Origin of the sequence: Bradyrhizobium sp. WYCCWR 13022 (genome assembly GCF_030435535.1) — a bacterium.
GTDB lineage: Bacteria > Pseudomonadota > Alphaproteobacteria > Rhizobiales > Xanthobacteraceae > Bradyrhizobium.
Map to the genome: position 1 here is coordinate 47,543 of NZ_JAUIZJ010000006.1, position 24,557 is coordinate 72,099.

Below are 24,557 nucleotides of genomic sequence, written 5' to 3' on the forward strand. Positions count from 1 at the left end.
CCGAGTTTGGCGGCTGGATCCGCCGGCGACGGAGGGGCGATGCGCATGATAACATCATGCCAGTGGTTTGCCCGACGAGTCAAACCTATTTCGTAAAATCCGCATTCAATCGCAACGTCAGCTGCCCCTTTGATTCGATGGCTGCCGTCTACTGTGCATGGGGTTGTTTTCGCTACCGCGTCATCTTGATCTGCCGCACGACGGGGATCGTGGGCAGCGAGCCGGTGTGCTCGGTCTCGTCCCTGGCCTGTGGCGAGGCCGGTGCGCGCGCGGTGGCGTCGGGGAAACGCTGCTTCATCTCGCGGAGGAAACCGTCGAGCGTGTCGACGCTTGCGGCGAGCTTTGCGATTTCGGCAAATTCGGCGCTGGAGGCAGCAGCCGGCTTGCTGGCGACGTCGAAGGCGAGCCGATCGGCGCTCTCGCTCATCAGGGGCGCGTATTTCTCCCGGAAGCGCGACAGGCCGATCGAGTCGTCGGCGAGCGCATAGCCGACGGCGGCACGGATGATATCGCTCTTCTCGACCGCGTTGAGCGGCTTGAAATCGCGGAAGCGATCGCCGTAGTAGAGCTCGATCTGCTCGGCGGACTCGCGCCAGCGCCGCGCCGCCCAGAAAATGTCGGACCGCAGCCGCAGCACTTCGCGCCCCGAGACGTTGGAGACGATGTCGAGCGCGAGGTCATGGCGGCCGACATCGCTCTGCGCGCGCGCTTCGAGCAGCAGGCGCTGCTGGCGCAATTCGCCGGAGAGATCGCTGATGCGGCTCGCGCGCAGCGCCGTGATCGCCATGTCCGGCTTGCGGTTGGCGAGATAGATCATGGCAAGGCGCGCGGCGACCTGCGCCCTCGCCGCGCCTTCGAGGCGATGGTCGACCTGGTATTGCAGGAGCTCGGCGGCCTGGTCGAGCAGGTCGACCGAGGCGAGACGATCGGCCAGGCGGCGGATCAGTTCGTCGCCGCGCCGGCCGATCGGCGTCAGTTCGCGGAACTCGTAGAACATCCCGAGCGCCTCGACCGGCGGCAGCTCGTCGCCCTTGGGTCCCAGGAAAATCTGCGTGAACAGATCCGACGCCAGATCCTGCGCCTGGCGCGAGGCTTCCGCATTGGGCTGGAGCCTGGTCGCAGTGCGCGCCGCGGTGAGCGCGTCGCGGTACCGCCCGCTCTCGGCATAGAGCTGCGACAGCATCTGAAGCGTCTTGACCTCGATCGCGTCGCCGCGCCAGGTCATCGACAGCGTCTCGAGCTCCTTCAGTGCGTCTTCCTTGCTGATCTCGTCGCGCTTCTGCCGTAGCGCGACCTCGAGCTGCTTGGCTTCGGCGGCTGCCGGCCGGTCGTTCGAGCCGACGGCGAATTTGTAGTCGTCGAGGGCGTCCTTGTCGTGACCGAGCGCTTCGGCGAGCCGGCCGCGCAGCACGGCAAAGCCGGGCGCGGCCTCCGGCGGCACGCCGACCACCTCGATCTCACCGCGGCGCTTGGAGGCACCGGCATAGTCCTTGACCTCGAGCGAGGCGCGCATCGCGTCCATCGTCACGATGCGCTGGATGTCGAGCGGCAGCGAAGCGATGGCGAATTCGACGTTCTTGAACTTCTCGCGGGCGTCCGCCCATTTGCCCTGGCGCGCATAGGCCAGCGCCTTCCAGAGCTGGGAATCGTGGCTGTTGCCGATCACGGGATTGGCGAGATCCTTCAGGCCCTGCGCCGGCCGCCCGATCAGGATGCTCGCGATCGCGTGGATGATCAGCGCACTGCTCTCCTCCTTGTTGAGGGGATCGCTCAGCATCACGTCGGTCACGGACTTGGCTTCGTAGTACATCGCGCGCGACATGTAGAACTGGGCGAGGTCGAGCCGCGGCAGCGAGCGCTGCGCCGGCTCGACGGCCGAGATCGCCGTGATCAGATCGCTCTGGCGCGTCCAGAAATCTTCCGACTGACCCTTGCGCCAGCCTTCGGGATTGAAGACCGGCCGCACCGCGGTCGGTGCGCGCTCGGCCGAGACGTCGACCGGCGACAGCGTCAGGCCGCCCTTCTTGCCGAGAATGACCTTGTCTGATCCGACCTCGACGCCGACCTCGTCGGAGTTCGGCCGGATCGCGATGCCATGGGCGGATTCCAGCAGCGACAGATCGACGAGATCCTGCCGCTTGATGAAGCCGCGAACCGGCCGCTGCGCGGTGACGACGTAGAGCATGTCGCCGGCATCGGGATCGGTGAACTTGTGCAGCAGGCCCGGATTGGCGAAGGGGATCGCGATGTTGGCGAGCGCGGGATCGGTGATGTTGCGCGACATCATCAGCGGCAGCGGCGTCGCCTGAATCTTGTCGGCGAGCGTGAGCAGCCAGTTGGTCTCCTTGCCGACCTCCTCGCTGGTCAGCGAATAGACCAGCGGACGGGTGAGGCGGATGCGGACCGCCTGCCCCTTGTCGAGCGGCATGCGGCTGACCTCGCCGATCATCGCGCCGCCTCGGGTGCGGATCGCCTCGACGTCAAGAGGCTTTTGCGAGTCGAACACCAGCCACACCGTGTCGCCGCGGCGAAATGCGGCGGCCGGGGTTGCAACAGAAAGCGGGAACGTCACGCGCAGCCCGTCGCTGTCGCGCTGCGCATCGACGCTGGCGGCAGGCGACGGCGCGGCCTGCGCCTCGGCCGGTGCGGGCTTGGCAGGCTTGGCTTCAGCCTGCACGGCCTCTTTCGGAGCTTCCTTGACGGCTTCCGCTTTGGGTGCTTCGGCAACGACGGGCTCCGCCGACTTGACGGGCGTGACCGCTTCCTTCGCGGGCACCGCGGGCATCGCGGCTTCCTTGGCTGCTTCCTTGGGCGCTTCGGCGTGCGGGGCTTCGGCAACGGGCGCTACAACCGCCGGCTTCGCCCCCTCGGCGAGCGGCATCGCGGCAGCCGCCTCGGGCTTCGCTTCCGACTTCGCTTCGGGCTTGACCTCGATCTTGGCTTCGCGTGCGATTGCCTCCGAGGTCGGCGGCGCGATCTCACTATGGGAGTCCTTCGGCTTCGCGGCCGCCGGCTTCTCCGCAGCGCGGGCCGGTCCGTGACCGCCGGCCTCCGCCTTCGCGATCGCGGCTTTGGGCGTCGCGGCAGTCTTGCCCTTGTCGGGCTGGAAGGCGATGTCGACGACGTAGTTCTTGTCGTCGCGGAAGGAGTGCACGTCGGAATCGCCGATCAGCGCGATCTCGACACTGGTCTGGTCGACGTCGGCCTTCTGCTTGATCGAAGCCACGTTCGGAGGCGCTGCGACGACGGCGTCGGCAAGGTCGAAATTGAGATTGGCGTTGAAGGCGAGCGTCAGCTTCTGCTCGTTCAGCACGGAGGAGACACCGACGCCGTCGGGCATCTCGAACACGAAGCGCACGAAGGTCGGCTGGATCGAGGCGCGTACGCGGATCGGCGGACGCTTCTTGGTCTCGGCCGCGGCGCGCTGGGCGCGAAGCGCGCGCTCGGCGACACGGGCGCGTTCGGCGAGTTCCTTCACCACGTCCATCGGCAGGCTGGGCGGCGGCCCCTTCCAGCCTTCCGGCAGCAGGTCGATGTAGGTGCGCTCGCCGGCATTCATGGTGTTGACGGTGACGCGCCGCGCCAGCGACAACCGGATCGCGACGCCGTCGGGATCGCGGCGGGCAGAGTTGACGTAGTCGGGCGCTCCCTCCGGTACGCGATCGACGGGAACGTCGACGGGGCGGTCGAAGCGGATGATGAGGATGGAGCCGGCCGTCGTCACCTCGGAGGGGACGTCTTCGCCGAGCTTGATCACGAGGCGGGCAAAGCCGCCGCCAGCCGAGAAAGTCGCCTCGCCCCTGACAGGATCGGCCGCGTGGGCAACCGAGCTCAGGCCGATCAACCCGCAGGCGCCCAGCAGGACGGCCTTGCGGACATGGCACGACAGCCCAAGCGCCAAGGCGCGGGCTCGCGACACAAATCCAGCGGCAGCCTTCTGCGCCATTGGCGGCATTTCTTCCGGTTCGACGAGTCCACGCCGGCACTGGTGCCGGCCCATGCCCTCGAATGTAGGTTTTGCCAATTAAGGACTTCTTAAGTATGAGCCCTCAATTCGGCTTTTGCGTCGGCTTGCCTTCGATCTTCGGCAGGTCCCCGGCGGAAGCGGACTGATCCCCGCCCCCGTTGGCACGGCGCGCCATCTCGACGGTCAGCCGCTCGGCAGCCTCCGACGACATCAGGCCCAGTATGTCGGACATCTTTCGAGGGGCGATCGCCGAGGCGATCTCGATCAACACGCTCATTTCCAGCCGGTCGAACACCCGCGCAGCGTCCTTGGGCTTCATGCCCTCGTACATGGTCACGAGGCCTTTCAGGCGCTGGGCCTCCGCGGCCTTCTGCTCGGCCTGGGTCGCGGTGATGCGGGATTCCACCGCCTTCATCTCCTCGACCTTGCCTTCGATACGCTTCTCCGCCGACTTCAGCAGGCTCTCGCGGATGTCGATCTCGCGCTGGCGGGCCTCGATCTCCTGGCGGCGCGACTGCAGCCGCTCCAGGATCGCACGCTCCGAGTCCGAAATCTGCGGCTGGGACTCGTCCAGCTTGACCGGCGTGCCCTCGGGCTTGCTTTCGGGCGCGGCCGGCTTGGGCGCTTCCTTCGGCTCGCCATGCGTCGAGCCGGTGATGTCAGGATCCTCCCGCCCGGTCGGGAAGTTCAGATTCTCCTGCGCCCAGGACTTCTTCACACTGTTCGGCTGGTAGTCGAAGACGTAGCCGCCATTGATCACGAGCCCCGCCACCTTCAGCGTGGCGAGACCCGCGACCGCAACCAGGACGACCGGAATGACGCGGATGTTACGAAAGGACTTCATACCCTGACTTTATGCGGCGAGACCGTTGGACCGCCGGCGCTCGGAGAAGGCTTCGGCGGCGGCGGCCACCGCCTTCGCCGACGACGGCTTTGAGGCGGGCGCGGCGGCCGTTTCCGGATTCGTCACCGGACGCGCAGCGATCGCGATCTTGGAGAGCCGGCGCACCACGTTGTCGGCTTCGCCGAGCTGCTTGTAGAGTTGGTCGGACATCTGCGTCGCAGCCGCGAGCTGGTTGCCGAGATTCTCGTTGACGTCGCGCACCGCGAGCTTGAGCCCGCCGATCGCGCGCTCGGCGATCTCGGTCGCAGTGATCAACTCGCCGATCACGGCCTTCAGCGAATGCTCGTCCGCCTTCAGCCGCGTCAGCCGCTTGTTGAGCAGCATGCAGTAGCCGATCGTGAGCATCAGCAGGATAGCCACCAGCGTCTCGATCGCCATTCCCAGGGAGTGGTTCATGGGGCCTCCATCAGCTTGTTCTGTTCGTCCACCTTCTCGAACATCGCAAGTGTCGTACTTGGCTTGCGCAAGGGTTTCGTCACGCGGATCGCAACGCGCTCCCCGACCCGGCCCATGCGTCCCTCAGTGATGATGACGTCGCCGCAGCGCACGGAGACGTTGGCGTCGGCGCGCATGTCCAGCGGCAGCGTGTCGCCGACCTTCAGCCGCATCAGTTGCTTGAGCGGAATATCGGCCTCGTAGAGCACCGCATCGACGGAAATCTCGGCCTGCACGATCTCGGTGGCGAAATGGCCTTCCCAGATCGGATCACGGCCGAACTTCTCGCCCATGAACATCTGGAGCAGGACGGGCCTGATCGGTTCGATGGTCGCGTAAGGAAGCAGCAGCTCGATGTTGCCGCCGCGATCTTCCATGTCGATGCGCAGGCGCACCAGGATGGCAGCGTTGGCGGGACGGCTGATCGCGGCGAAGCGCGGGTTGGTCTCGAGCCGGTCGATCGTGAAAGTCACTGGCGACAGCGGCCGGAACGCCTGCTCGGCGTCGGCCAGCACCACCTCGACCAGGCGCTTGACCAGCTCGGTCTCGATCGTGGTGTAGGGCCGGCCCTCGATGCGCAGCTGGCTCGAGCCGCGGCGGCCGCCGAGCAGCACGTCGATCATCGAGTAGATCAGGCTGGAATCGACCGTCGCCATGCCGAAGTTTTCCCACTCCTCGGCCTTGAAGACCGAGAGCACGGCAGGCAGCGGGATCGAGTTCATGTAGTCGCCGAAACGCACCGACGTGATGCGGTCGAGCGAGACTTCGACGTTGTCGGAGGTGAAATTGCGCAAGGAGGTCGTCAACAGCCGCACCAGGCGGTCGAAGACGATTTCGAGCATCGGCAGACGCTCGTAGGAGACCATCGCCGAGTCGATGATCGCGCGAATGCCGCTGTGGTCGTCGAGCGTGACGTCGCCGACGGTGAAGCCGAGGAGATTGTCGATCTCCTCCTGCGACAGCACCCGCTCGCCGGAGTTCTTGCCGTTGCCGAGATCGCGGCTGCCGTCCTCGACCATGGCCGCCCATTGCAGGGCCATGGTCTCCGAGAGTTCGTTTTCGGCAGCAGCCTTCGCGGCCTCCGCGGGATCCTCGGAATCGAGCGACGCCTCCCATTGGGCGGCAATCGCATCCTGGTCCATCTGCTCGTTGCCGGCCATGGCGCTAGCCCGTACCCTTCCGCAGCATCCTCACTGGAGCACGACTTCCTTGAACAGCACCGCGCTGACCTGGATCGGCGCGACCGCAGCGTTGACGCGCTTGGTCAGCTCTTCCCTGAGGCGGAAGATGCCGGCAGACCCGTTGAGGTCGGAGGAGCGGAGCTCGCGCACATAGGTCTGGAAGATGTCGGTGACGCGCGGCATCGAGGGCTTGATCGCCTCGATCTGCTTCTCTTCCTTCAGCTCGAGCACGATCTTGAGCTTGAGATATTGCACGCGCTCGCCGGGCGCGCCGGCGAGGTTGACCATCATGTCGGGTACGTCGACGAAGGCCGGCGGCTTCGGCGGAGGCGCAGCCTCGGCGTGATGCTCGCCGTCGCCATGGCGGAAGAACAGGAACCAGGACGCGGCGCCGCCGCCGAGTACGACCAGCACGCCGACGACGATCAGGATCAGCTTGAACTTGCTTTTGGGGGCAGCGGCTTCCGCGCCTTCGGCGGCTGCGCCGCCTTCCGCTTCATCTGCCATGATCGTCCGGGCTCGCTCATCTCAAAAAGGGTCGAAAGAGCGAAGCCTCGTGGCAGACGGTGACGCGATACAAATGCCCCAGCGCAATGCGCTCCTCTTAAGCGCAAACGCTACGGTAATAATGGTTAACGGAACCTTTCGATTGGGCCTCAGCTAGGAAAAATCTGCCGGGCAAACATGGCTAACAGAACCTTTCTGCCCCCCACGCGCGCCGCCGAAAAATAGACAACCGGCTGTAATTGCACGTCTTTCCGAGTTGGCACGGCTTTCGCTAAGAGAGGGCCGAGACCGAACGGTTTGGGAGAACCCGACGGCCTCTTTCACGGGATCGGCCAAGGCGCTTGGGAGAGCGAAATGGCCGGGCTCACTTGAGGGGAGATTGACCGATGCAGAATGCGCTTCTGATCGGATTGTCACGGCAGATGACGTTGGAGCGGCAGATGGATGTCATCGCCAACAACGTCGCCAACGCCAACACCAACGGCTTCAAGGCCGACCATTCGCTGTTCGAGGAGTATCTGAACTCGAACGCGCATGAGGACAATTTCATCGGCTCAGACCGCCGGGTCTCCTATGTGCAGGACCGCGGCACCTACCGCGACGTCGGCCAGGGGCCGATGGAGGCGACCAACAACCCTCTGGACATGGCGATCAGCGGCAACGCGTTTTTCGCCGTGCAGGCCAACGGCGCCGAGCGTTACACCCGCGACGGCAAGTTCGCGCTCAGCAGCACCGGCCAGCTCATCACCTCCGACGGCAATCTGGTGCTCGGCACCGGCGGTCCGATCGTGTTCCAGCCGACCGACCACGACATCAACGTCGCCCCCGACGGCACCGTGACGGTGCTGGAGGGCACGGCCAAGACCGACTCGATCCGCGGCAAGATCCGCATGGTGAGCTTCGACGATCCGGCCAAGCTGACCAAGCTCGGCGCCAACCTCTACGCGGCAGGCAACGCCAACCAGCAGGTCGACGCCAAGTCCACCCTCCAGCAGGGTTACATCGAGAAGTCGAACGTGAATTCGGTCGGCGAGATGAGCCGCATGGTCGAGGTGATGCGCAGCTACACCGCGATCGCCAACCTGCTCCAGCAGCAGAGCGACCTCCACAAATCGGCGATCGAAAAGCTCGCCGACGTGCCGGCCTGATTGAGGGAGAACTGAGATGCAGGCGCTTCACACCGCAGCGACCGGAATGGCGGCACAGGAACTCAACGTTCAGGTGATCTCCAACAACATCGCCAACCTGCGCACCACCGGCTTCAAGAAGCAGACCGCGGCGTTCCAGGACCTGATCTACGAGCACATCCGCCGCGTCGGCGCCCAAGCCTCGGACCAGGGCACCATCCTGCCCGTCGGCGTCGACATCGGCGGCGGCGTCAAGACCGTCGGCACTCCGCGCAGCATGACCCAGGGCACGCTGTCGCAGACCGGCAACGATCTCGACCTCGCCATCTCGGGCGAAGGCTTCTTCAAGATCCTGATGCCCGACGGCACCTACCAGTACACCCGCGACGGCACCTTCCAGATGGACAATCAGGGCCGCGTCGTCACCGCAGGCGGCAACCCTGTGCAGCCGACCATCACGATCCCGAACAACGCCTCGGGCATCACCGTCAACGAGCAGGGCCAGGTGACCGTGACGCTGCCGGGCTCGTCGAGCAACACCGTTCTCGGCCAGATCGGCATAACCCGCTTCATCAACAAGGCGGGCCTGCAGCCGGTCGGCAGCAACCAGTTCACCGAGACGACATCGTCAGGCTCGCCGCAGGACGGCACCGCGAACTCCGAAGGCTACGGCAAGATCACGCAAGGCAGCCTCGAACAGGCCAATGTCGACGTCGTCTCGGAGATGAGCGACCTGATCGCAGCCCAGCGAGCCTACGAGATGAACGCCAAGGTGATCAGCGCCGCCGACCAGATGATGCAATCGACCACGGCGCTGTTCCGCTGAGGTGATGATGATGATCCGCACCGCGCTTCTCACCCTCTCCACCCTGCTCGTGCTGGCGCTGCCAGCACAGGCCGCCGACGACGGCATCGCCACGCCGACGCTGCGCGCCAGCGTCAACGTCACCTCCGACGTGGTGCGCGTCGGCGACCTCATCGACAATGCCGGGGCGGCCGCGCAGATCCCGGTCTATCGCTCGCCCGATCTCGGCACCACCGGCGCGCTGCCGGTCGCCCAGGTCCTGAACGTGCTCCGCGCCAAGCAGGTGATCGGCGTGATGACCGGCGACATCAAGGAAGTCCAGGTCACCCGCCTCGCCCGCACGCTCGCCAACAAGGAACTCGAAGACGCGGTCGCCTCCGCGCTCGAGCGACGCTTTGGCCTGGGCGATGCCGCCAACATCACCGTCACCTTCGACCGCGGCATCTCCGACATGCGGCTGGACGCCTCCAACACCGGCGCGCTCCAGCCGGTCGCGACCCGCTACGATGCGCGCGGCGGCCGCTTCGATGTCACTTTCGAGATCGCCAACGACAGCACCACCGCGCCGACCAAGCTGCGCCTGACCGGCACCGCGATCGAGACCGTCGAGGTCGCTGTTCTGACCCGCGACATCGACCGCAGCGAGATGCTGAAAGCCTCCGACGTCGCGCAGGAGCGTCGGCCGAAGGCGGAAGTGGCCGGCGAGCCCGCGCTGCGCGAGCGCGCAGTCGGCATGCAGCTGCGCCGGCCGATGCGCGCGGGCACGCCGATCCGCGTCGCCGACATTGCCAAGCCCGAACTCGTGTCGCGCGACCAGAGCGTCACCGTCATCTACCAGGTCCCCGGAATCTACCTCACCACCCGCGGCAAGGCGATCGACAACGGCGCCGAGGGCGACACCGTGAGCGTTCTCAATCTGCAGACCAAGCGGACGCTGACCGGTATCGTCACCGGCCGCGGCCAGGTGACGGTTGAGGGCGCCAGCCAGTCAGCGCCGATGCCGGCCGCGGTCGAGCAGACCTCCTCGCTGAAGCGCGACGAAGCCCCCGCCCCCGTCGACACCGCATCCCTGCTTCGGAACCTGGTCCAGCCCCCCGCGTCGCCGGCCCAGGTCGCAGAAGCCCAGATCCCGCAAGCTCGCGCCTCGCAAGCTCAAGCCAAGTAAGAGTTAGTCATGTCCGCTTTCAGTTCGGCTCACCGTCTTCGTCGCATCGCGATCTCCGCCCTGCTGCTCGCAGCCAGCGCGCTGGGCGGCTGTTCTTCGATCGACCGCCTGTCGCAGATCGGCGAGCAACCAAAACTGTCGGCGATCGACAATCCGACGACGCAGCCCGGCTACAAGCCGGTGCAGATGCCGATGCCGAAGCCGGAAGTCGCCTCCTACAGCCCGAACTCGCTGTGGCGGAACGGCAGTCGCGCGTTCTTCAAGGACCAGCGCGCCACCCATGTCGGCGACCTCCTGACCGTGACCGTGAACATCACCGACAAGGCCAACCTGTCCAACGAGACCCAGCGCAGCCGCACCAACTCGGAAGATTCCGGCATCACCGATTTCATCGGCGCGAAGACCATTACCCAGGCCAACAAGATCCTGCCCGGCCGCATTCTCACCGCCGATTCATCCGCATCCAGCGACGGCAAGGGTTCGGTCAACCGCACGGAAGCCCTGCAGACCAACGTCGCAGCCGTCGTGACCCAGGTGCTCCCGAACGGCAACCTCGTGGTCGAGGGCAAGCAGGAAATCCGCGTCAATTACGAGATCCGCGAACTCATCGTCGCCGGCATCGTCCGCCCCGAAGACATCCAGAGCGACAACACCATCGATTCCAGCAAGATCGCACAGGCCCGCATCGCCTACGGCGGCCGCGGCCAGATCACGGACGTGCAGCAGCCGCGCTACGGCCAGCAAGTCATGGACGTGCTGCTGCCCTTCTAAGTCTCTTCAAGAGCTCCCACATCGTGCTCGCGAACCTAGGCGCGAACGACGATGTACTACGCGGCCCTCGCTAGCTCCCCTGGCGAGGGCCGCATGTATTTTGGCGACCGTATCACCTCCGTCATTGCGTTGCTTCGCTGCGCGCGCAATGACGACGGAGAGAGTTCAGCTGAACTCCGCCTCGACCACGCCCAGCCCGTCCAGTTCCATCCGCACCTTGTCGCCGGCTTTCAGCCACAGCGTCTTCACCAGGCTGCCGGTCAGCACGAGCTGTCCCGCGTGCAGGCCCTTGCCTTCGGCGGCGAGATGGTTGGCGAGCCAGGCGAGTGCGTTGTGGGGATGGCCGAGCACGTCGGCGCCGGTGCCGTGGCTGACTTCCTCGCCGTTGACGATGGCGCGGCCCTTCACCGCCTTCAGGTCCGGCACCGACGAGCGCGGTACCGCCTCGCCGAGCACGCAGCCGGCGGCGAAGAAATCGTCGGCGATCAGCGTCGGTGCGCCCATCGTCTCCCACTTCACGTAGCGGTCGTCGACGATCTCGATGGCGGGATGATAGGCCTCGACGGCCTCGCCGACCCATTCGGCCGTGAATGGCGCCTCGCCGGCGGCGAGATTGCGCTTCAGCCGCACCGCGATCTCGCATTCGACGCCCACGCGGACGTAGTCGGACGCCGCGAGCTTGACGCCGCTGTCGTGCACGCCCTTCTGGAACACGCCGCCGGCGCAGGGGTGCGGGATACCGATATACTCCTGCATCACCTGGCTGGTGCAGCCGATCTTGTAGCCGACCAGCGGGCCGACATTCTTCAGCAGAAGATCGTGCAGCGCGCGCTGGACCTCATAGCCCTCGGCCTCGTCAACAGGCGGATGTTCCAGCGCCGCGAGCGGTGCACGGTTGCGGCGCGCCAGCGCGATCGCCTTTGCGGCTTCGAGAATTTTGTCCATCGGCGCCGCCTCCCACGCTACGCGATCACAATCAGGGGCGGCACTTCAGCATCCCCGCCCGGGCCTGACAAGCGCTGCCACCCAGACCGGGACGATTACGGGGAGCCGCCGACGCTTAAGAAAAAATTGAGCTGGTCCAGGCTTTATGGATACGCGCGCCCTGCAGCGGCGCATGAAGCCTGATTGCAGCAATACTTGATGCAGCTTGATCAGACTCTCAGCATCCGAGTCGATCTCGTTGATGCGACTCGCAAAACCTCCCGCACCTGAAGTGAAGGCTGTTTCTCATGTGAACTCACGTGAGCTCGCAGGAACGGACTCTAGGTCATTGATCATGATTCATTTTTCGCGATCGCGCGCGCGTCGAGAACGCGGCGGCAAGCGACGGGCAAAATGCCGATCGCGGCGCGAAAGGGCGCCTTGCGTCCAAAAACAAAGAGCCGCATCGCTGCGGCTCGGACTCTATTCGTCGCGATAGACCTTCTCGCGTTTCTCGTGGCGCTCCTGCGCTTCCACCGAGAGCGTCGCGATGGGCCGGGCTTCAAGCCGCTTCAACGAGATCGGCTCGCCGGTGTCCTCGCAATACCCGTAGGTGTTGTCCTCGATCCGCTGGAGCGCAGCGTCGATCTTGGCGATCAACTTGCGCTGACGGTCGCGGGCGCGGAGTTCGATGGCGCGGTCGGTTTCGGACGATGCCCGATCGGCGAGATCGGGGTGGTTCACGTTCTCCTCCTGCAGAGCCTGCAGGGTGAGCTTGGACTCTTTGAGGATCTCATCCTTCCAGGCGAGGAGCTTCAAACGGAAGTACTCCTTCTGCCGGTCGTTCATGAAAGGCTCTTTTTCGGTCGGTCGGTAGTTTTTCAACTTTTCCAAGGGCGGCCTATCTTCTTAAGCAACGACTCGCGAACGGAACGGGGTCCGTTGAGCCGGGCCTTATATAGTGGCCTCCTGTAACAGACAATATTTCCTTAATGGCGCAGTTACCGCCCCCAAGCCCTTGCACAGGAAGGTTTATCCGGGAGGAGCCCGGGGGCGGCCAAAGGCCTAGTAGCCGACCGTGAAACGCTGCCTCGAGTGGGCCGGTTTCTCGATCTCGTCGGCGAGTGCGATGGCGTAGTCGGCGAAGCTGATCCAGCTCTTGCCATTCGCATCTGCGAGAAGCTGATCGGTGCCGAGCCGGAACTTACCAGTTCGCGCTTCCTCGACGAACAGCGCCGAGGGCGAGATGAAGGTCCAGTTCAGGTCCTTTTCCTGCCGCAGCAGGTCGAGGAACGTGGAGCCAGCTTCCGCCTCGGCCTTGTATTGAGCCGGAAAGCCGGGAGTTGTGACAAGTTTGACGCCGGGAGCGACCTCGAGGCTGCCGGCGCCGCCGACAACCAGATAGCGCCCGACCCCGGAGCCCTTGGCCGCGCCAATCAGCTTGTGCGGGTCACTCGCCAGGAAATGCACGGAACTCACTGCAACGTCGTGCCCGGACCAGAGTTTCGTCAGACCGGCCTGATCGAGCACATCTCCCTTGGTCGGCGTGACGTTGGGCAAGCCTGCGATCTTCTCGGGGTTCCGGGCGATGGCGGTGACCGCGTGGCCGCGGCGGGACAGTTCCTTGGTGATCTCCGACCCGGCCCGGCCCGAGGCGCCGGCGACTGCGATTTTCATGGAAGGCTCCTTTGCTTCAATAGTAACCAATAGTTACTAGATATCTTAAAGAATGCTGGTGTTAAGAGAGCACTTTGTGCTTACCTGATTACGCAGGAGTAACCCGACACCAGATGCCGAGCCAGGCAAGCGCGAGGAACTGAGATGAAACCCAACGTCTATGCCGCCGAGTGCCCGACGCGCCAAATCCTCGATCGCGTCGGCGACAAATGGGCCGTGTTGATCCTGTTGCTGCTGCGCGAGGAGCCGATGCGCTTCAATCAGTTGCGTCGCACGATTGAAGGGATCTCGCAGAAGATGCTGAGCCAGGTTCTCAAGTCGCTCGAACGCGACGGCCTGCTCAAGCGCCGCGCCATCGCGACCGTGCCGGTGACGGTCGAATATTCGATCACGCAGCTCGGTTTGACGCTCGCCGCCGCAGTCGATCCGCTGCGCGATTGGGCCGAGGAGAATCTGAAAGACGTGCTCGCCGCCCAGCGCCGCTACGACACGCAGCAGAAGGAGGAAGCGGCGTAAGTCCGTTCCCCAAGCGCTCCACATTGCGCGATGACTGTCAGCCCTGCCCGGCCTTCGCCAGCTCGACCTCGACGCGCAGTTCGATCTCGGAGAGCACGGAATCCAGGCCGGGATCGCCGGAGGACGATTTCAGGTTCGCCGCCGCGTCGCGCAGCCGCATCACCGTCGACTTGTCAAGATTGCCGGAGAGCAGCCCCATCTTGAGATCGTCGAGCACGTCGAGCGCGGTCTTGCCGCGGGCGACCGAGCGCTTGCGGCGCTCGATCGGATCTTCCTCGATGCCTTGCAGTGCGAGCAGCCCGTCGATGTTGGCGGTGGCCTTCGGTGCGGCCGCGCTCCGCGTCTCCTGCGCCGAGGAGGTGTCCGGCAGCACGAAGGTGCCGGAGCTGGTTCGCCGGGCCTGGCTGGCCGGCGTCCCAAGCGTGGTGCCATTCGGTCCGTAGATGCGCATCGAAGCAATCCGGGTGATCGATGCGCCACATTCGCCGCTTTATGGTTAACGGGGCGTAAACGGCCCGGCAAAATCTGCCGACACACGGCAGTTTCGCTCCTCAGCGACAACAGCGGCTGACACCGGAGAAAACAAATTTACTCAACCTATTCAATCGCCTAGCGCCTCTGCTCCGTGTTGGCACAGCGCTCGCAAGGACAGCGTCGGACCAGCTCGTCATGGGAGTGTCGCAGATGGTCCAAGATGTGAGGAGGCTCTTCGGGAGCCTTGGGGAGCAGAGGATGCCAGGCGTTCGTTGGGTGAGGATTTTTGGAGTGGCCTTCGCCGCGCTCTCTGCGCTGGCGCTCTCGGTCGCGTCGGCGAACGCGACCTCGCGCATCAAGGATCTCGCCAATATCGAAGGCGTGCGGCAGAATCAGCTCATTGGCTATGGCCTCGTCGTCGGCCTCAACGGCACCGGCGACACCCTCAACAACATCCCCTTCACCAAGCAGTCGCTGCAAGCGATGCTCGAGCGCATGGGCGTCAACATCCGCGGCGCCACCATCCGCACCGGCAACGTCGCCGCGGTGATGGTGACAGGCAATCTGCCCGCCTTCGCGACGCAAGGCACGCGCATGGACGTCACCGTGTCCGCCCTCGGCGATGCCAAGGATCTGCGCGGTGGAACCCTGCTCGTCACTCCCCTGCTCGGCGCCGACGGCAACGTCTACGCGGTGGCGCAAGGCTCGCTCGCGATCTCCGGCTTCCAGGCCGAAGGCGAAGCAGCCAAGATCGTGCGCGGCGTGCCGACCGTGGGCCGCATCGCCAACGGCGCCATCATCGAGCGCGAGATCGAGTTCGCGCTCAATCGCCTGCCGAACGTTCGTCTCGCGCTGCGCAACTCCGACTTCACCACGGCCAAGCGGATTGCGGCGGCAATCAACGACTATCTCGGCGTCAAGACCGCCGAGCCGATCGATCCCTCGACCGTGCAGCTTTCGGTCCCGCCCGAGTTCAAGGGCAACGTCGTCGCCTTTCTCACCGAGATCGAGCAGCTTCAGGTCGATCCCGACCTCGCCGCCAAGATCATCATCGACGAACGCTCGGGCATCATCGTGATGGGCCGCGACGTCCGCGTCGCCACCGTCGCGGTCGCGCAAGGCAATCTCACGGTCACGATCTCCGAAAGCCCGCAGGTCAGCCAGCCCAATCCGCTGTCGCGGGGCCGGACCGTGGTCACACCGCGCTCCAGCGTCGGCGTCACCGAGGACGGCAAGAAGTTCGCCGTCGTCAAGGATGGCGTCTCGCTCCAGCAGCTCGTCGACGGCCTCAACGGCCTCGGCATCGGCCCGCGCGACCTCATCAGCATCCTCCAGGCGATCAAGGCCGCGGGGGCGATCGAAGCCGATATCGAGGTGATGTGATGCAGACCGGCATGCTCAACACCGCGCGCGTCGTGTCCGCGGCGCTCTCCTCGAATCCCGCATTCTCCGTGGAAAGCCGCAACGGCCGTCCCGACTTCGAGCTCGCCGCAGCACTTCAGAAAGTCTCGCCGCAGCAGCAGGCCAAGGCGCAGAAGACCGCCACCGACTTCGAGGGCATGTTCCTCAACAGCATGTTCGCTCAGATGACCTCGGGCCTGAAGGGCGAAGGCCCGTTCGGCGACACGCCTGGTACCGGCGTGTGGCGCTCGATGCTGACCGAGCAATATTCCAAGAACTTCGCCAGCGCCGGCGGCGTCGGCGTCGCCCGCGACGTCTACCGTACCCTGATCATACAACAGGCCAAAACCACTCTTCGTACGGCATAAGGTCAAACGAGATGAACCACTTCAACGCGTCACGTCAGCCGATGCCTGCGCAGCGCGCGAATACCACGCCTGCTGGCGCGGAGGCGCGCAAGCTCGCCGAAGACCTGATGGACGCGATGAACGCGCTGCTCGGCCTGATCGAGCGCGAGACCGAGCTGGTCCGCGGCGGCAAGGTCCGCGAGGCGATGATGATGGAAGGCAAGAAGCAGGAGCTGTCGCGGCGCTATGTCACCGCCGTCAGTCAATTGAAGACGAACCAGGACAGGCTCGCGAAATCCGCGCCCGAGCTGCTCTCGACGCTGCACCGCCATCACGACGCCTTCCGCGCCATGCTCCAGGTCAATCTCACCGTGCTCGCGACCGCGCATGCGGTCTCCGAAAGCGTCGTGCGCGGCGTCAATGCCGAGATCCAGAAGCGCAACGTGCCGAACACCTATACCGCGGCGGGACGCCGTGCGACTCCCGGCCCGCGCCACATCACACCGCTCGCGGTCAGCCGTTCGCTCTGAACGCACACGAGAACTGCCTGCAATTTTACGAAAAGCCGCGCGGCGAAAGCGTCGTGCGGTTAGGCACGTTTCCTTACCGGGTGTTCAATCCTCGTGTCCCATGGTTGCGTATTGAGAGGGGTTGGGATTTGACTCAAGCAAGGCAACCAGGAGGCTGCCATGAGTACAGATTTCAGCATCAGGCCGGTGGGGATCCCGGCCCCCATACAGATCGTCACGACGTCGAATTCGGCGGCGAACGATGCCGTGCAAACCGATTTGCCGCTGAGCCAGACGGTCGCCGCGAGCGACACGAGCGCAGCCGTAGGCAATGGTGATTTGCAGGGCAATGCGAACATCTCGCGCCAGGTCGTTTTCGACCAGGCGTCCGCATCGATGGTCTTCCAGGTCGTCAACGACAAGACCGATGCGGTCGTCAACCAGTTTCCCGACGAGGCGATGCTGCGCCGGCGAGCCTATTTCCACGCACTGGATTTGAAGTCGGAGCCTTCGCGTCCGCTCAACACGGACCTCAGCGCCTAAGCCGCGCCTGCCGATCAGCCGTCGAGCGAGGCCGGGGCGGTATCGAGATAGGTCGAGCCGGTCGCGGGGTCCGTGACGACGTTCTTGAGCTGCGCCTTGCCGGTATCGGTCAGCGTGAACTTCGTATTGCCGAAGCGGAACGACGAATCCTTGATCAGCACCTGCTGATACTGCGAGGTGTCGCCGCTCTGATAATGGATCTGCGCGCGGAAGCCGTTGACCTGCGAGATGTTCAGCGAGAACGTCTTGCCGTCCGGATAGGTGCCGGACCAATTGCCCTGGTACAGCGAGGAGTCGACCGCGACGTATTTGGACGAGCCCGACGTGCTCGAAAGCACGTTGGACTTATACGCGGTCGAGAGGATGCTCATGATGTCGGACATCACGAGTCTCCATCACGGGCGACCGGACAGGCCGGCGGCGATGTTGCGGTTGATCTCGATCAGCGGGCGGAAATGATCGAACTGCGGGCTCATTTGCAGCGCCGCGGTCTGACTCAGCACGAACACGCTGATGTTGGCGATCTTCTGCCGGACGTCGAGCGGCTGCGGATTGTTGTCGCGCATCGCTTCGCTGAGGAAGATGGTCCAGAGCTTGCGATTGAACATCAGCGCCTGCGTGGTCTGCTCGCTGAATGGGTCAGCATTGTTGACCGCGTCCTGAAGCTTGTTGGCGGCCTTCAGCAGAGTCTGCGCCTCGATGTCGCGAGGAGATGCGGTGGTCGTTGCAACACGCGCGTAGGCCGAGGCAGCAGAATTCGACATCAATCACACCTTGGAAGCTTCCTAGCCCGTTGAACGGGCTTAAGGATTTCTTTCCCAACCCTATGCAGCACCGCTTAAGATTTGCTTACGTGTGCGCTTGGAAGCCCTCCGCATTATTACGGGTCGCGGAGTCCTTCTCGAGCGCGAGAATAGATGCGCGCGATGCAAGCTGTAAACTTGCACTGCATCGTGCACATCGATTTCGGCTAATCTTGTCTTAGCGAACTCCCTCAAAACAACGGCGGAGCTTTAGCCCCGCCGCGCGTCTCAAGATCCGATTCCTGCGCCTTCGAACTAGCGGAGCAGCTGGAGCACGCTCTGCTGCGACTGGTTCGCCAGCGACAGCGCGGAGACCGCGATCGACTGGCGGGTCGACAGCGCCTGGCTGTTGGCAGCTTCCTCGTTGGTGTCGGCGAGCGTCAGGTTGGACGAGCCGGTTTGCAGCACGTTGATCAGGTTCTTCGAGAAGTCCTGGCGCACCTGCACGATCGACAGGTTCGAACCGAGCGATGAACCTTCCGAGCGCAGCGTGCTCGAGGCCGCGTTCAGGCTCTGGAGGACCTTGTTGGTCGCGCCGTTGTCGATGAAGTCGGTGCCCGGAACGAGATTGCTGAGGCCGAGACCCGCCGCGTTGAACACGACGCCGTTGATGCCGAGCGTGGAGCTGCCCGTCTCGTTGAAGACCAGTTTCAGCGTGTCGCCGTTCAGCAGGTTGACGCCGTTGAAGGAGGAGTCCTGCGAGGTCGTGTCGATCTGCGCCAGGATGTTGTTGAACTGGCTGACCAGGCTCGAACGTGCGGTCTGCGCCACGGGATCCTGCACCGGCGGCTGCGCGGTGGTGAAGGCGAGCACGCTGGTGAGTGTACCGCCGACAGCACCGCCCGCAGCGGACGAGCCGAGTGTCGAGGACGCGTATTCGTTGACGGTCGTCACCGTCAGCACGCCGTTGGCGTCGATCGTCGCGGTCAGATGGTTGGCCTGAAGCTGGACGTTGAGCTGGTCGAGCGTCTTGACCGTGCCGTTGGTGCCGTCGCCGAAGGTGACGTTGACGGGCGTGCCGCCGTTGAACGAGGTGAAGGTCAGGGTCTTGCCGCTGACGCCGCCGACGCCGGAGGTGCGCGCCGCACTGAACGCCGTCGCCGTTCCGGTGTTGCCGCTGAGACCGAAGGCGCTCAGGGCATTGCCGGTGCCCGTGATCGAGAGGTCGGCGTTGATACCGGTCGAGATCGAGAGCTGGCCGCTCGAATTCACCGACGACGGGATCTGGCCCGAGGTGGTGCTGAGCGTCGCAGCGCCGTTGAAGAGGCTCGCGGTCTTTACGCCGGTCGCAAGATCGATCGAATTCAGCAGGTCGGTCAGGTTCGCGCTCTGCAGATAGACCGTCGAGTTGCCGTTGCCGTCGGTGACGACGTTGCCGTTGACGCCATAGCCGGTGGGCACGCTCGTTGCCGATTGCGGCGTCTGCGCGTTCTTGAAGGTGATGGTGTGGCCGTCGACGTTCAGCGTCGAGCCGTCCTGCACCAGCGTCCCCAGCGAGCCCGCCGTGGTCGACCGGTCCGCGGTCACACTGGCGTTGCCCGCGCCCGTCGCGGCCGTCAGGCCGAGGGCGTTGAGGAAGTCGGCCTTGCCCGTGACGGACAGATCGGCGCCGGTCGAGCTCTTCAGGGTCACCACGCCGCCGGCAATGGACGACGGCGTCTGAATCGTACCAACGGTCGCGCCGCTGGTCGCGATCGTCGCCGCGCCCGCGCTGATCGTCGCGGTCTTGACGCCGCTGGCGAGGTCGATCGCGCTGAGCACGTCGTTGACGGTCGCCTTGGGCGCTGCCGCCGTTCCCTCATAGACGATCGAGTTGCCGTTGCCGTCGGTGGCAATGCTTCCGCTGGCGTTGAGGCCCCAGCCGGTCGGCTGCGTCGCCGGCGCGGGACCGGTGCGGAAGGTGATGGTCTTGCCGTTCACGGTGATGGTGTCACCGTCGGCGGGCGGCGTGCTGAACGTCGAGGATGTGGTGGTTCCGAGCAGCGTGGCCGTGCCGGCGAGCGCAGTGCTGCCGTCGGCCGCGTTCACGGTGCCACCGACCAGGGTGCCGGCGGTGGAACCGAGCGAAGCGCCGAGCGCGGCAGCAGCCGTCACCGGCGTGACGCCGCCGGCCGCACCGGTATAGAGCACGTTGCTGTTGGCGGTTGCGCTCGCATACGACGTCGTGCCGCGCAGATCCGCCGGCGTCGCACCCGGGATCGTGGTCGAGACGTTCGACTTGGTGGAGTAGCCGACCGTGGTCTGGAGCGCCTGGTTGGCGATCGATTTCGCCGAGTCGATCAGCTTCTGCAGCGAGGTGATGCCGGTATTGGCCGCCTGGAGCACCTGCACACCGTTGTTGATGCCGTCCAGGAGGTTGCTGATGTCGCTCGCCCGGTTGTCCAGCCCCTGCGCCGTGAAGAAGTTGGTGGGATTGTCGAGCGCCGTGTTGACCTTCTTGCCGGTCGACAGCCGTTCCTGCGTCGTGGCCAGCAAGTCGGCCGTCGACTGCAGCGACAACAGGTTCTGGCGAACTGACGCCGAGAGAACGATGTTGGACATTGGCAGGTCTTCCTCTTGAACCGGATACGAATCGGCCGCGCGGGTCTGGAAGCGGGCTTTCGTCCAGTTTTAGGGGCTGTCCTTTAAAGTATGGTTAACGCCGGCTTAAGGGATAGGGTTAATGGCTCGTGTACATCCTGCCCTGCCTCGAAACGCAAAAAAGAGCGGCGGGGCAAAAGCCCCGCCGCTCGGCTTTATTGAGTGATTTCAGTCGCTTATTAGCGGAGCAGCTGGAGCACGCTCTGCTGTGAGGTGTTGGCGAGCGACAGCGCGGAGACCGCGATCGACTGGCGGGTCGAGAGCGCCTGGCTGTTCGCCGCTTCGACGTTGGTGTCGGCCAGGGTCAGGTTCGACGAGCCGGTCTGCAGCACGTTGATCAGGTTCTTGTTGAAGTCCTGACGGATCTGCACGACCGAGAGGTTCGAGCCGAGGCTCGAGGCTTCCGAGCGCAGCGTGCTCGACGCGGCGTTCAGGCTGGTCAGCACGCGGTTGGACGCCGCGTTGTCGATGAAGTCGACGCCGACCGTCAGCGCGGCGAGGCCCAGACCCTTCGAGTTGTAGGTCACGCCCGTGATGTTCAGGCTCGACTTGCCGGTCTCGTCGAACACCAGCTTGAGCTGGTCGCCGTTCAACAGGTTGACGCCGTTGAACGAGGAGTCCTGCGAGGTCGTGTCGATCTGGTTCAGGATGTTGTTGTACTGAGACACCAGGTTGGCACGAGCCGTCTGCGCAACCGCATCCTGGACGGGAGTGGAAGCCGTCGAGAAGGTCAGCGCCGAAGTCAGCGTGCCGCCGATCGCACCGCCAGCGGCGGTCGATCCGATCGTCGAGGACGCATAGTCGTTGGAGGCGGTGATGGTCAGCAGGCCGTTGGCATCGATCGTCGCGGCGAGGTTGTTGGCCTGCAGCGCGTTGTTGAGCTGATCGAGCGTCTTGACCGTGCCGTTGGTGCCGTCGCCGAAGGTGACGTTGACCGCCGTGCCGCCGTTGAAGGAGGTGAAGGTCAGCGTCTTGCCGGCGATGCCGCCGATGCCGGACGTGCGGGCCGCCGTGAACGCGGTCGCCGTGCCGGTGTTGCCGGCGAGGCCGAGCGCCGCCAGCGCGTTGCCGGTGCCGGTGATCGACAGGTCGGCGTTGACGCCGGTGGACAGCTTGAGCTGGCCGGAGCTGTTGATCGTCGACGGAGCCTGACCCACCGCAGTTGCCAGCGTACCGCCGCCGCTGCCGTTCAGCGTGAACGTCTGCACGCCGGTGGCGAAGTCGATCGCCTTCAGCAAGTCGTTGATCGAACCGCCCTGAAGGTACACCGTCGAGTTGCCGTTGCCGTCGGTCTGGACGTTGCCGCTGACACCGAAGCCTGACGCAACCGCCGGGGCGTTGGACGAGCCCGGGACCGGCGCGTTCTTGAAGGTGATGGTGTGGCCGTCGACGTTCAGCGACGAACCGTCCTGAAGCAGCGATCCGAGGGTGGACGAACTGGTCGTGCGGGTCGCGGTGACCGTCGCATTGCCGCCACCAGTTGCTGTCGTGAGACCGAGCTCGTTCAGGAAGTCGGCCTTGCCCGTCACGGACAGATCCGCACCGGTCGAGCTCTTCAGCGTGACGACACCCGCAGCCGCGGTCGAAGGCGATGCAGCGGAGGCAGCACCGATCGTCGCCTGACCGTTGGTGATCGTCGAGGTCTTCACACCGCTGGCAAGGTCGATCGCGGTCAGCACGTCGCCGACCGTCGCACCCGGCGCCGCGTTGGTGCCGAGATAGACGGTGGTGTTGCCGCTGCCGTCGGTGACGAGGTTGCCGCTAACGCCCGAGCCGGTCGGAACAGCAGTGTTCGCCGGAGCCGCGCCGGCACGGAAGGTGATGGTCTTGCCGTTCACCGTCAGCGTGTCGCCGTCGGCGGGAGCCGTGGTGAGCTTGCTGGCCGCAGTGGTGCCGAGCAGCGTGATCGCACCGGTCAGGGCCGTCGAGCCGTCGGACGCGTACACCGTACCGGTGCCCGAGACCGAACCCTGCGGTGCGCCGAGGGTCGTGGAGCCGCTTGCAGCGGTCACGCCGCCAGCCGCGCCGTCATACAGAACGTTGCTGGAGGCCGTCGCGCTCGCAAAGGAGGTCGTGCCACGCAGGTCGGCCGCCGTTGCGCCCGAGATCGTGGTGGAGACGTTCGACTTGGTGGAATAACCGACCGTGGTCTGAAGCGCCTGGTTGGCGATCGACTTGGCGCTGTCGATCAGCTTCTGCAGCGAGGTCAGGCCGGTGTTGGCAGCCTGGAGCACCTGCACGCCGTTGGCGATGCCATCGAGCAGGTTGTTGATGTCGCTGGCGCGGTTGTCGAGCGACTGGGCCGTGAAGAAGTTGGTGGGATTGTCCAGGGCCGAGTTGACGCTCTTGCCGGTCGACAGACGGTTCTGTGTGGTGGCGAGAAGATCGGCGGTGGACTGGAGAGAGAGCAGGTTCTGACGAACCGACGCAGAGAGAACGATACCGGACATGACTCTTACCCTTCTGGCTTACGCGTCTTCGTTCGATCGCTTCTGGATCGAGTGACGGCCACAGGGTGCGCCGACATGGCTAACAAAGGGTGAAACGAGCCTCGCCGTCATAAGCGCCGGTTCACCATAAACCATCGTGATGCGACGGCGGGCACAGAAATCGACCTGAAATCGTTGGGGATTCTGCGCGCTTACTCCCCGTTAACCATAACCTGGTTACTTTTTCGATCGCTCCCGGCCCCTCGAATGCCTGACGGCGCAAGCAAGCCTGGCAACAAAAAAGCGGCGGGGCAAAAGCCCCGCCGCCTGATCTTGCTTGCGATGTCGTCCGCTTGTTAGCGGAGCAGCTGCAGCACGCTCTGCTGCGACTGGTTGGCCAGCGACAGCGCGGAGACCGCGATCGACTGGCGGGTCGAGAGCGCCTGGCTGTTCGCCGCTTCGACGTTGGTGTCGGCCAGGGTCAGGTTCGACGAACCGGTCTGCAGCACGTTGATCAGGTTCTTGTTGAAGTCCTGACGAACCTGCACGATCGTCAGGTTCGAACCCAGAGCCGAAGCTTCCGAACGCAGCGTGCTCGACGCGGTGTTGAGGTTGGTCAGCACCTTGTTGGTCGCAGCGTTGTCGATGAAGTCGACACCGCTGGTCAGCGCGGCGAGGCCCAGACCCTTCGAGTTGTACGTCACACCCGTGATGCTGAGGCTCGACTTGCCGGTCTCGTCGAACACCAGCTTGAGCTGGTCGCCGTTCAACAGGTTGACGCCGTTGAACGAGGAGTCCTGCGAGGTCGAGTCGATCTGCTGGAGGATGTTGTTGTACTGGTTGACCAGGTTGGCACGCGAGGTCTGGGCAACCGTATCCTGGACGGGGCTTGAAGCCGTCGAGAAGGTCAGTGCCGTGGTCAGCGTGCCGCCGATCGAACCACCTGCGCTGCTCGAACCGATGGTCGAGGACGCGTAGTCGTTGGTGGTCGAGACCGTCAGCAGGCCGTTGGCGTCGATCGTGGCGGTCAGGTTGTTGGCCTGCAGCGCGTTGTTGAGCTGATCGAGCGTCTTGACCGTGCCGTTGGTGCCGTCGCCGAAGGTGACGTTGACCGCCGTGCCGCCGTTGAAGGAGGAGAAGGTCAAGGTCTTGCCGGTGATGCCGCCGATGCCGGAGGTACGAGCCGCGGTGAACGCCGTCGCCGTGCCGGTGTTGCCGGCGAGGCCGAGCACGTTCAGCGCGTTGCCGGTGCCGGTGACCGACAGGTCGGCATTGACGCCGGTGGACAGCTTGAGCTGGCCGGAGGCGTTGATCGACGAGTTGATCTGACCGGTGGCGGTGGTCAGCGTCGCCGCGCCTGCGCTGATCGAAGCGGTCTGCACGCCGGTGGCAAGGTCGATCGCCTTCAGCACGTCGTTGATCGAGCCGCCCTGGAGATAGACGGTCGAGTTGCCGGCGCCGTCGGTCTGGACGTTACCGCTGACACCGAAGC

23 protein-coding genes are annotated in these 24,557 nt (G+C 64.7%); 9 read left to right on the forward strand and 14 right to left on the reverse strand.

Going from position 1 to position 24,557, the window contains the following annotated elements; translation table 11 throughout:
• Nucleotides 1–172: 172 nt before the first annotated feature.
• From QY049_RS11530 to fliL, 5 genes are all read right to left on the reverse strand, one after another.
• On the reverse strand, nt 173–3,946 hold the full coding sequence (locus QY049_RS11530) for a lipopolysaccharide assembly protein LapB (RefSeq protein ID WP_301269350.1): 3,774 nt from the start codon (nt 3,944–3,946) through the stop codon (nt 173–175).
• Between the two features lie 103 nt (nt 3,947–4,049).
• Complete coding sequence (locus QY049_RS11535; protein ID WP_194481808.1) at nt 4,050–4,811, reverse strand: MotE family protein; 762 nt, start codon at nt 4,809–4,811, stop codon at nt 4,050–4,052.
• 9 nt (nt 4,812–4,820) lie between these two features.
• Nucleotides 4,821–5,267, reverse strand: a complete 447-nt coding sequence (locus QY049_RS11540; RefSeq protein WP_194481807.1) for a DUF6468 domain-containing protein — start codon at nt 5,265–5,267, stop codon at nt 4,821–4,823.
• Nucleotides 5,264–6,466, reverse strand: coding sequence for a flagellar motor switch protein FliM (gene fliM, locus QY049_RS11545; protein ID WP_301269351.1), 1,203 nt, complete (start codon nt 6,464–6,466; stop codon nt 5,264–5,266). The genes QY049_RS11540 and fliM overlap by 4 nt, the downstream gene beginning before the upstream one ends.
• A 30-nt stretch (nt 6,467–6,496) precedes the next feature.
• Nucleotides 6,497–6,994 (reverse strand): flagellar basal body-associated protein FliL, encoded by a 498-nt coding sequence (gene fliL, locus QY049_RS11550; RefSeq protein ID WP_301269352.1) that lies wholly within the window; start codon nt 6,992–6,994, stop codon nt 6,497–6,499.
• 386 nt (nt 6,995–7,380) lie between these two features.
• On the opposite strand from fliL, the gene flgF reads away from it, so the two are divergent.
• Genes flgF through flgH form a run of 4 tightly spaced genes read left to right on the forward strand, consistent with a single transcriptional unit; the run spans nt 7,381 to nt 10,862 of the window.
• A complete protein-coding gene (gene flgF, locus QY049_RS11555; protein WP_194481804.1) occupies nt 7,381–8,142 on the forward strand; it encodes a flagellar basal-body rod protein FlgF in 762 nt (253 codons plus the stop codon).
• A gap of 16 nt (nt 8,143–8,158) precedes the next feature.
• Nucleotides 8,159–8,947 carry a flagellar basal-body rod protein FlgG gene (gene flgG, locus QY049_RS11560; protein WP_194481803.1) on the forward strand — a complete coding sequence of 263 codons (789 nt, stop codon included), beginning with the start codon at nt 8,159–8,161 and terminating at the stop codon, nt 8,945–8,947.
• 10 nt (nt 8,948–8,957) lie between these two features.
• Complete coding sequence (flgA, locus tag QY049_RS11565; protein WP_301269358.1) at nt 8,958–10,091, forward strand: flagellar basal body P-ring formation chaperone FlgA; 1,134 nt, start codon at nt 8,958–8,960, stop codon at nt 10,089–10,091.
• 9 nt (nt 10,092–10,100) lie between these two features.
• Nucleotides 10,101–10,862 (forward strand): flagellar basal body L-ring protein FlgH, encoded by a 762-nt coding sequence (gene flgH / locus QY049_RS11570; protein ID WP_194481802.1) that lies wholly within the window; start codon nt 10,101–10,103, stop codon nt 10,860–10,862.
• Between the two features lie 165 nt (nt 10,863–11,027).
• On the opposite strand, the gene QY049_RS11575 is transcribed toward flgH, so the two are convergent.
• The 3 genes from QY049_RS11575 to QY049_RS11585 all read right to left on the reverse strand — a co-directional run bounded on the left by QY049_RS11575 (nt 11,028) and on the right by QY049_RS11585 (nt 13,463).
• On the reverse strand, nt 11,028–11,807 hold the full coding sequence (locus QY049_RS11575) for a 2-keto-4-pentenoate hydratase (RefSeq protein ID WP_301269353.1): 780 nt from the start codon (nt 11,805–11,807) through the stop codon (nt 11,028–11,030).
• 462 nt (nt 11,808–12,269) lie between these two features.
• Nucleotides 12,270–12,635: an RNA polymerase-binding protein DksA gene (dksA, locus tag QY049_RS11580; RefSeq protein ID WP_008554760.1), complete on the reverse strand. Its 366-nt coding sequence runs from the start codon at nt 12,633–12,635 to the stop codon at nt 12,270–12,272.
• Nucleotides 12,636–12,851: 216 nt separating this feature from the next.
• Nucleotides 12,852–13,463 (reverse strand): NAD(P)-dependent oxidoreductase, encoded by a 612-nt coding sequence (locus QY049_RS11585; protein WP_194481800.1) that lies wholly within the window; start codon nt 13,461–13,463, stop codon nt 12,852–12,854.
• Between the two features lie 144 nt (nt 13,464–13,607).
• Between QY049_RS11585 and QY049_RS11590 the strand changes: the two genes are divergently transcribed.
• Entirely contained in the window at nt 13,608–13,979 is a 372-nt protein-coding gene (locus QY049_RS11590) for a helix-turn-helix domain-containing protein (protein WP_128965418.1), read from the forward strand.
• 37 nt (nt 13,980–14,016) lie between these two features.
• Here QY049_RS11590 and QY049_RS11595 read toward each other — a convergent pair whose 3' ends face one another.
• Entirely contained in the window at nt 14,017–14,430 is a 414-nt protein-coding gene (locus tag QY049_RS11595; protein WP_194481799.1) for a flagellar assembly protein FliX, read from the reverse strand.
• Nucleotides 14,431–14,711: 281 nt separating this feature from the next.
• On the opposite strand from QY049_RS11595, the gene QY049_RS11600 reads away from it, so the two are divergent.
• The 4 genes from QY049_RS11600 (at nt 14,712) to QY049_RS11615 (ending at nt 17,253) form a co-directional block, all read left to right on the forward strand.
• Nucleotides 14,712–15,836: a flagellar basal body P-ring protein FlgI gene (locus QY049_RS11600; RefSeq protein WP_194481798.1), complete on the forward strand. Its 1,125-nt coding sequence runs from the start codon at nt 14,712–14,714 to the stop codon at nt 15,834–15,836.
• A complete protein-coding gene (gene flgJ / locus QY049_RS11605; protein ID WP_194481797.1) occupies nt 15,836–16,222 on the forward strand; it encodes a flagellar assembly peptidoglycan hydrolase FlgJ in 387 nt (128 codons plus the stop codon). The genes QY049_RS11600 and flgJ overlap by 1 nt, the downstream gene beginning before the upstream one ends.
• 11 nt (nt 16,223–16,233) lie before the next feature.
• Entirely contained in the window at nt 16,234–16,731 is a 498-nt protein-coding gene (locus tag QY049_RS11610; protein WP_301269354.1) for a hypothetical protein, read from the forward strand.
• A 159-nt stretch (nt 16,732–16,890) separates the two neighbouring features.
• A complete protein-coding gene (locus tag QY049_RS11615) occupies nt 16,891–17,253 on the forward strand; it encodes a hypothetical protein (protein WP_194481795.1) in 363 nt (120 codons plus the stop codon).
• 14 nt (nt 17,254–17,267) lie between these two features.
• Here QY049_RS11615 and QY049_RS11620 read toward each other — a convergent pair whose 3' ends face one another.
• The 5 genes from QY049_RS11620 to QY049_RS11640 all read right to left on the reverse strand — a co-directional run.
• Entirely contained in the window at nt 17,268–17,636 is a 369-nt protein-coding gene (locus QY049_RS11620; RefSeq protein WP_301269355.1) for a hypothetical protein, read from the reverse strand.
• A gap of 12 nt (nt 17,637–17,648) precedes the next feature.
• Nucleotides 17,649–18,017 carry a flagellar biosynthesis regulator FlaF gene (gene flaF / locus QY049_RS11625; RefSeq protein WP_194481793.1) on the reverse strand — a complete coding sequence of 123 codons (369 nt, stop codon included), beginning with the start codon at nt 18,015–18,017 and terminating at the stop codon, nt 17,649–17,651.
• A gap of 294 nt (nt 18,018–18,311) precedes the next feature.
• On the reverse strand, nt 18,312–20,597 hold the full coding sequence (locus QY049_RS11630; RefSeq protein ID WP_194481792.1) for a DUF1522 domain-containing protein: 2,286 nt from the start codon (nt 20,595–20,597) through the stop codon (nt 18,312–18,314).
• Between the two features lie 218 nt (nt 20,598–20,815).
• Complete coding sequence (locus QY049_RS11635; protein ID WP_301269356.1) at nt 20,816–23,086, reverse strand: DUF1522 domain-containing protein; 2,271 nt, start codon at nt 23,084–23,086, stop codon at nt 20,816–20,818.
• A 335-nt stretch (nt 23,087–23,421) separates the two neighbouring features.
• The coding region (locus QY049_RS11640) for a DUF1522 domain-containing protein (protein ID WP_301269357.1) at nt 23,422–24,557 on the reverse strand (1,136 nt) is incomplete at its 5' end.

Excerpts from the sequence above, each read along its gene's own strand:
- QY049_RS11530 (WP_301269350.1), bottom strand. The coding sequence starts at position 3,946 with ATGGCGCAGAAGGCTGCCGCTGGATTTGTGTCGCGAGCCCGCGCCTTG.
- QY049_RS11630 (WP_194481792.1), bottom strand. The coding sequence starts at position 20,597 with ATGTCCAACATCGTTCTCTCGGCGTCAGTTCGCCAGAACCTGTTGTCG.
- flgF (WP_194481804.1), top strand. The coding sequence starts at position 7,381 with ATGCAGAATGCGCTTCTGATCGGATTGTCACGGCAGATGACGTTGGAG.
- flgA (WP_301269358.1), top strand. The coding sequence starts at position 8,958 with ATGATCCGCACCGCGCTTCTCACCCTCTCCACCCTGCTCGTGCTGGCG.
- QY049_RS11585 (WP_194481800.1), bottom strand. The coding sequence starts at position 13,463 with ATGAAAATCGCAGTCGCCGGCGCCTCGGGCCGGGCCGGGTCGGAGATC.
- QY049_RS11575 (WP_301269353.1), bottom strand. The coding sequence starts at position 11,807 with ATGGACAAAATTCTCGAAGCCGCAAAGGCGATCGCGCTGGCGCGCCGC.
- QY049_RS11615 (WP_194481795.1), top strand. The coding sequence starts at position 16,891 with ATGAGTACAGATTTCAGCATCAGGCCGGTGGGGATCCCGGCCCCCATA.
- QY049_RS11635 (WP_301269356.1), bottom strand. The coding sequence starts at position 23,086 with ATGTCCGGTATCGTTCTCTCTGCGTCGGTTCGTCAGAACCTGCTCTCT.
- flgG (WP_194481803.1), top strand. The coding sequence starts at position 8,159 with ATGCAGGCGCTTCACACCGCAGCGACCGGAATGGCGGCACAGGAACTC.
- QY049_RS11600 (WP_194481798.1), top strand. The coding sequence starts at position 14,712 with ATGCCAGGCGTTCGTTGGGTGAGGATTTTTGGAGTGGCCTTCGCCGCG.
- QY049_RS11595 (WP_194481799.1), bottom strand. The coding sequence starts at position 14,430 with ATGCGCATCTACGGACCGAATGGCACCACGCTTGGGACGCCGGCCAGC.
- flgJ (WP_194481797.1), top strand. The coding sequence starts at position 15,836 with ATGCAGACCGGCATGCTCAACACCGCGCGCGTCGTGTCCGCGGCGCTC.
- fliM (WP_301269351.1), bottom strand. The coding sequence starts at position 6,466 with ATGGCCGGCAACGAGCAGATGGACCAGGATGCGATTGCCGCCCAATGG.
- flgH (WP_194481802.1), top strand. The coding sequence starts at position 10,101 with ATGTCCGCTTTCAGTTCGGCTCACCGTCTTCGTCGCATCGCGATCTCC.
- QY049_RS11610 (WP_301269354.1), top strand. The coding sequence starts at position 16,234 with ATGAACCACTTCAACGCGTCACGTCAGCCGATGCCTGCGCAGCGCGCG.
- fliL (WP_301269352.1), bottom strand. The coding sequence starts at position 6,994 with ATGGCAGATGAAGCGGAAGGCGGCGCAGCCGCCGAAGGCGCGGAAGCC.
- QY049_RS11620 (WP_301269355.1), bottom strand. The coding sequence starts at position 17,636 with ATGTCCGACATCATGAGCATCCTCTCGACCGCGTATAAGTCCAACGTG.
- flaF (WP_194481793.1), bottom strand. The coding sequence starts at position 18,017 with ATGTCGAATTCTGCTGCCTCGGCCTACGCGCGTGTTGCAACGACCACC.
- QY049_RS11540 (WP_194481807.1), bottom strand. The coding sequence starts at position 5,267 with ATGAACCACTCCCTGGGAATGGCGATCGAGACGCTGGTGGCTATCCTG.
- QY049_RS11590 (WP_128965418.1), top strand. The coding sequence starts at position 13,608 with ATGAAACCCAACGTCTATGCCGCCGAGTGCCCGACGCGCCAAATCCTC.
- dksA (WP_008554760.1), bottom strand. The coding sequence starts at position 12,635 with ATGAACGACCGGCAGAAGGAGTACTTCCGTTTGAAGCTCCTCGCCTGG.
- QY049_RS11535 (WP_194481808.1), bottom strand. The coding sequence starts at position 4,811 with ATGAAGTCCTTTCGTAACATCCGCGTCATTCCGGTCGTCCTGGTTGCG.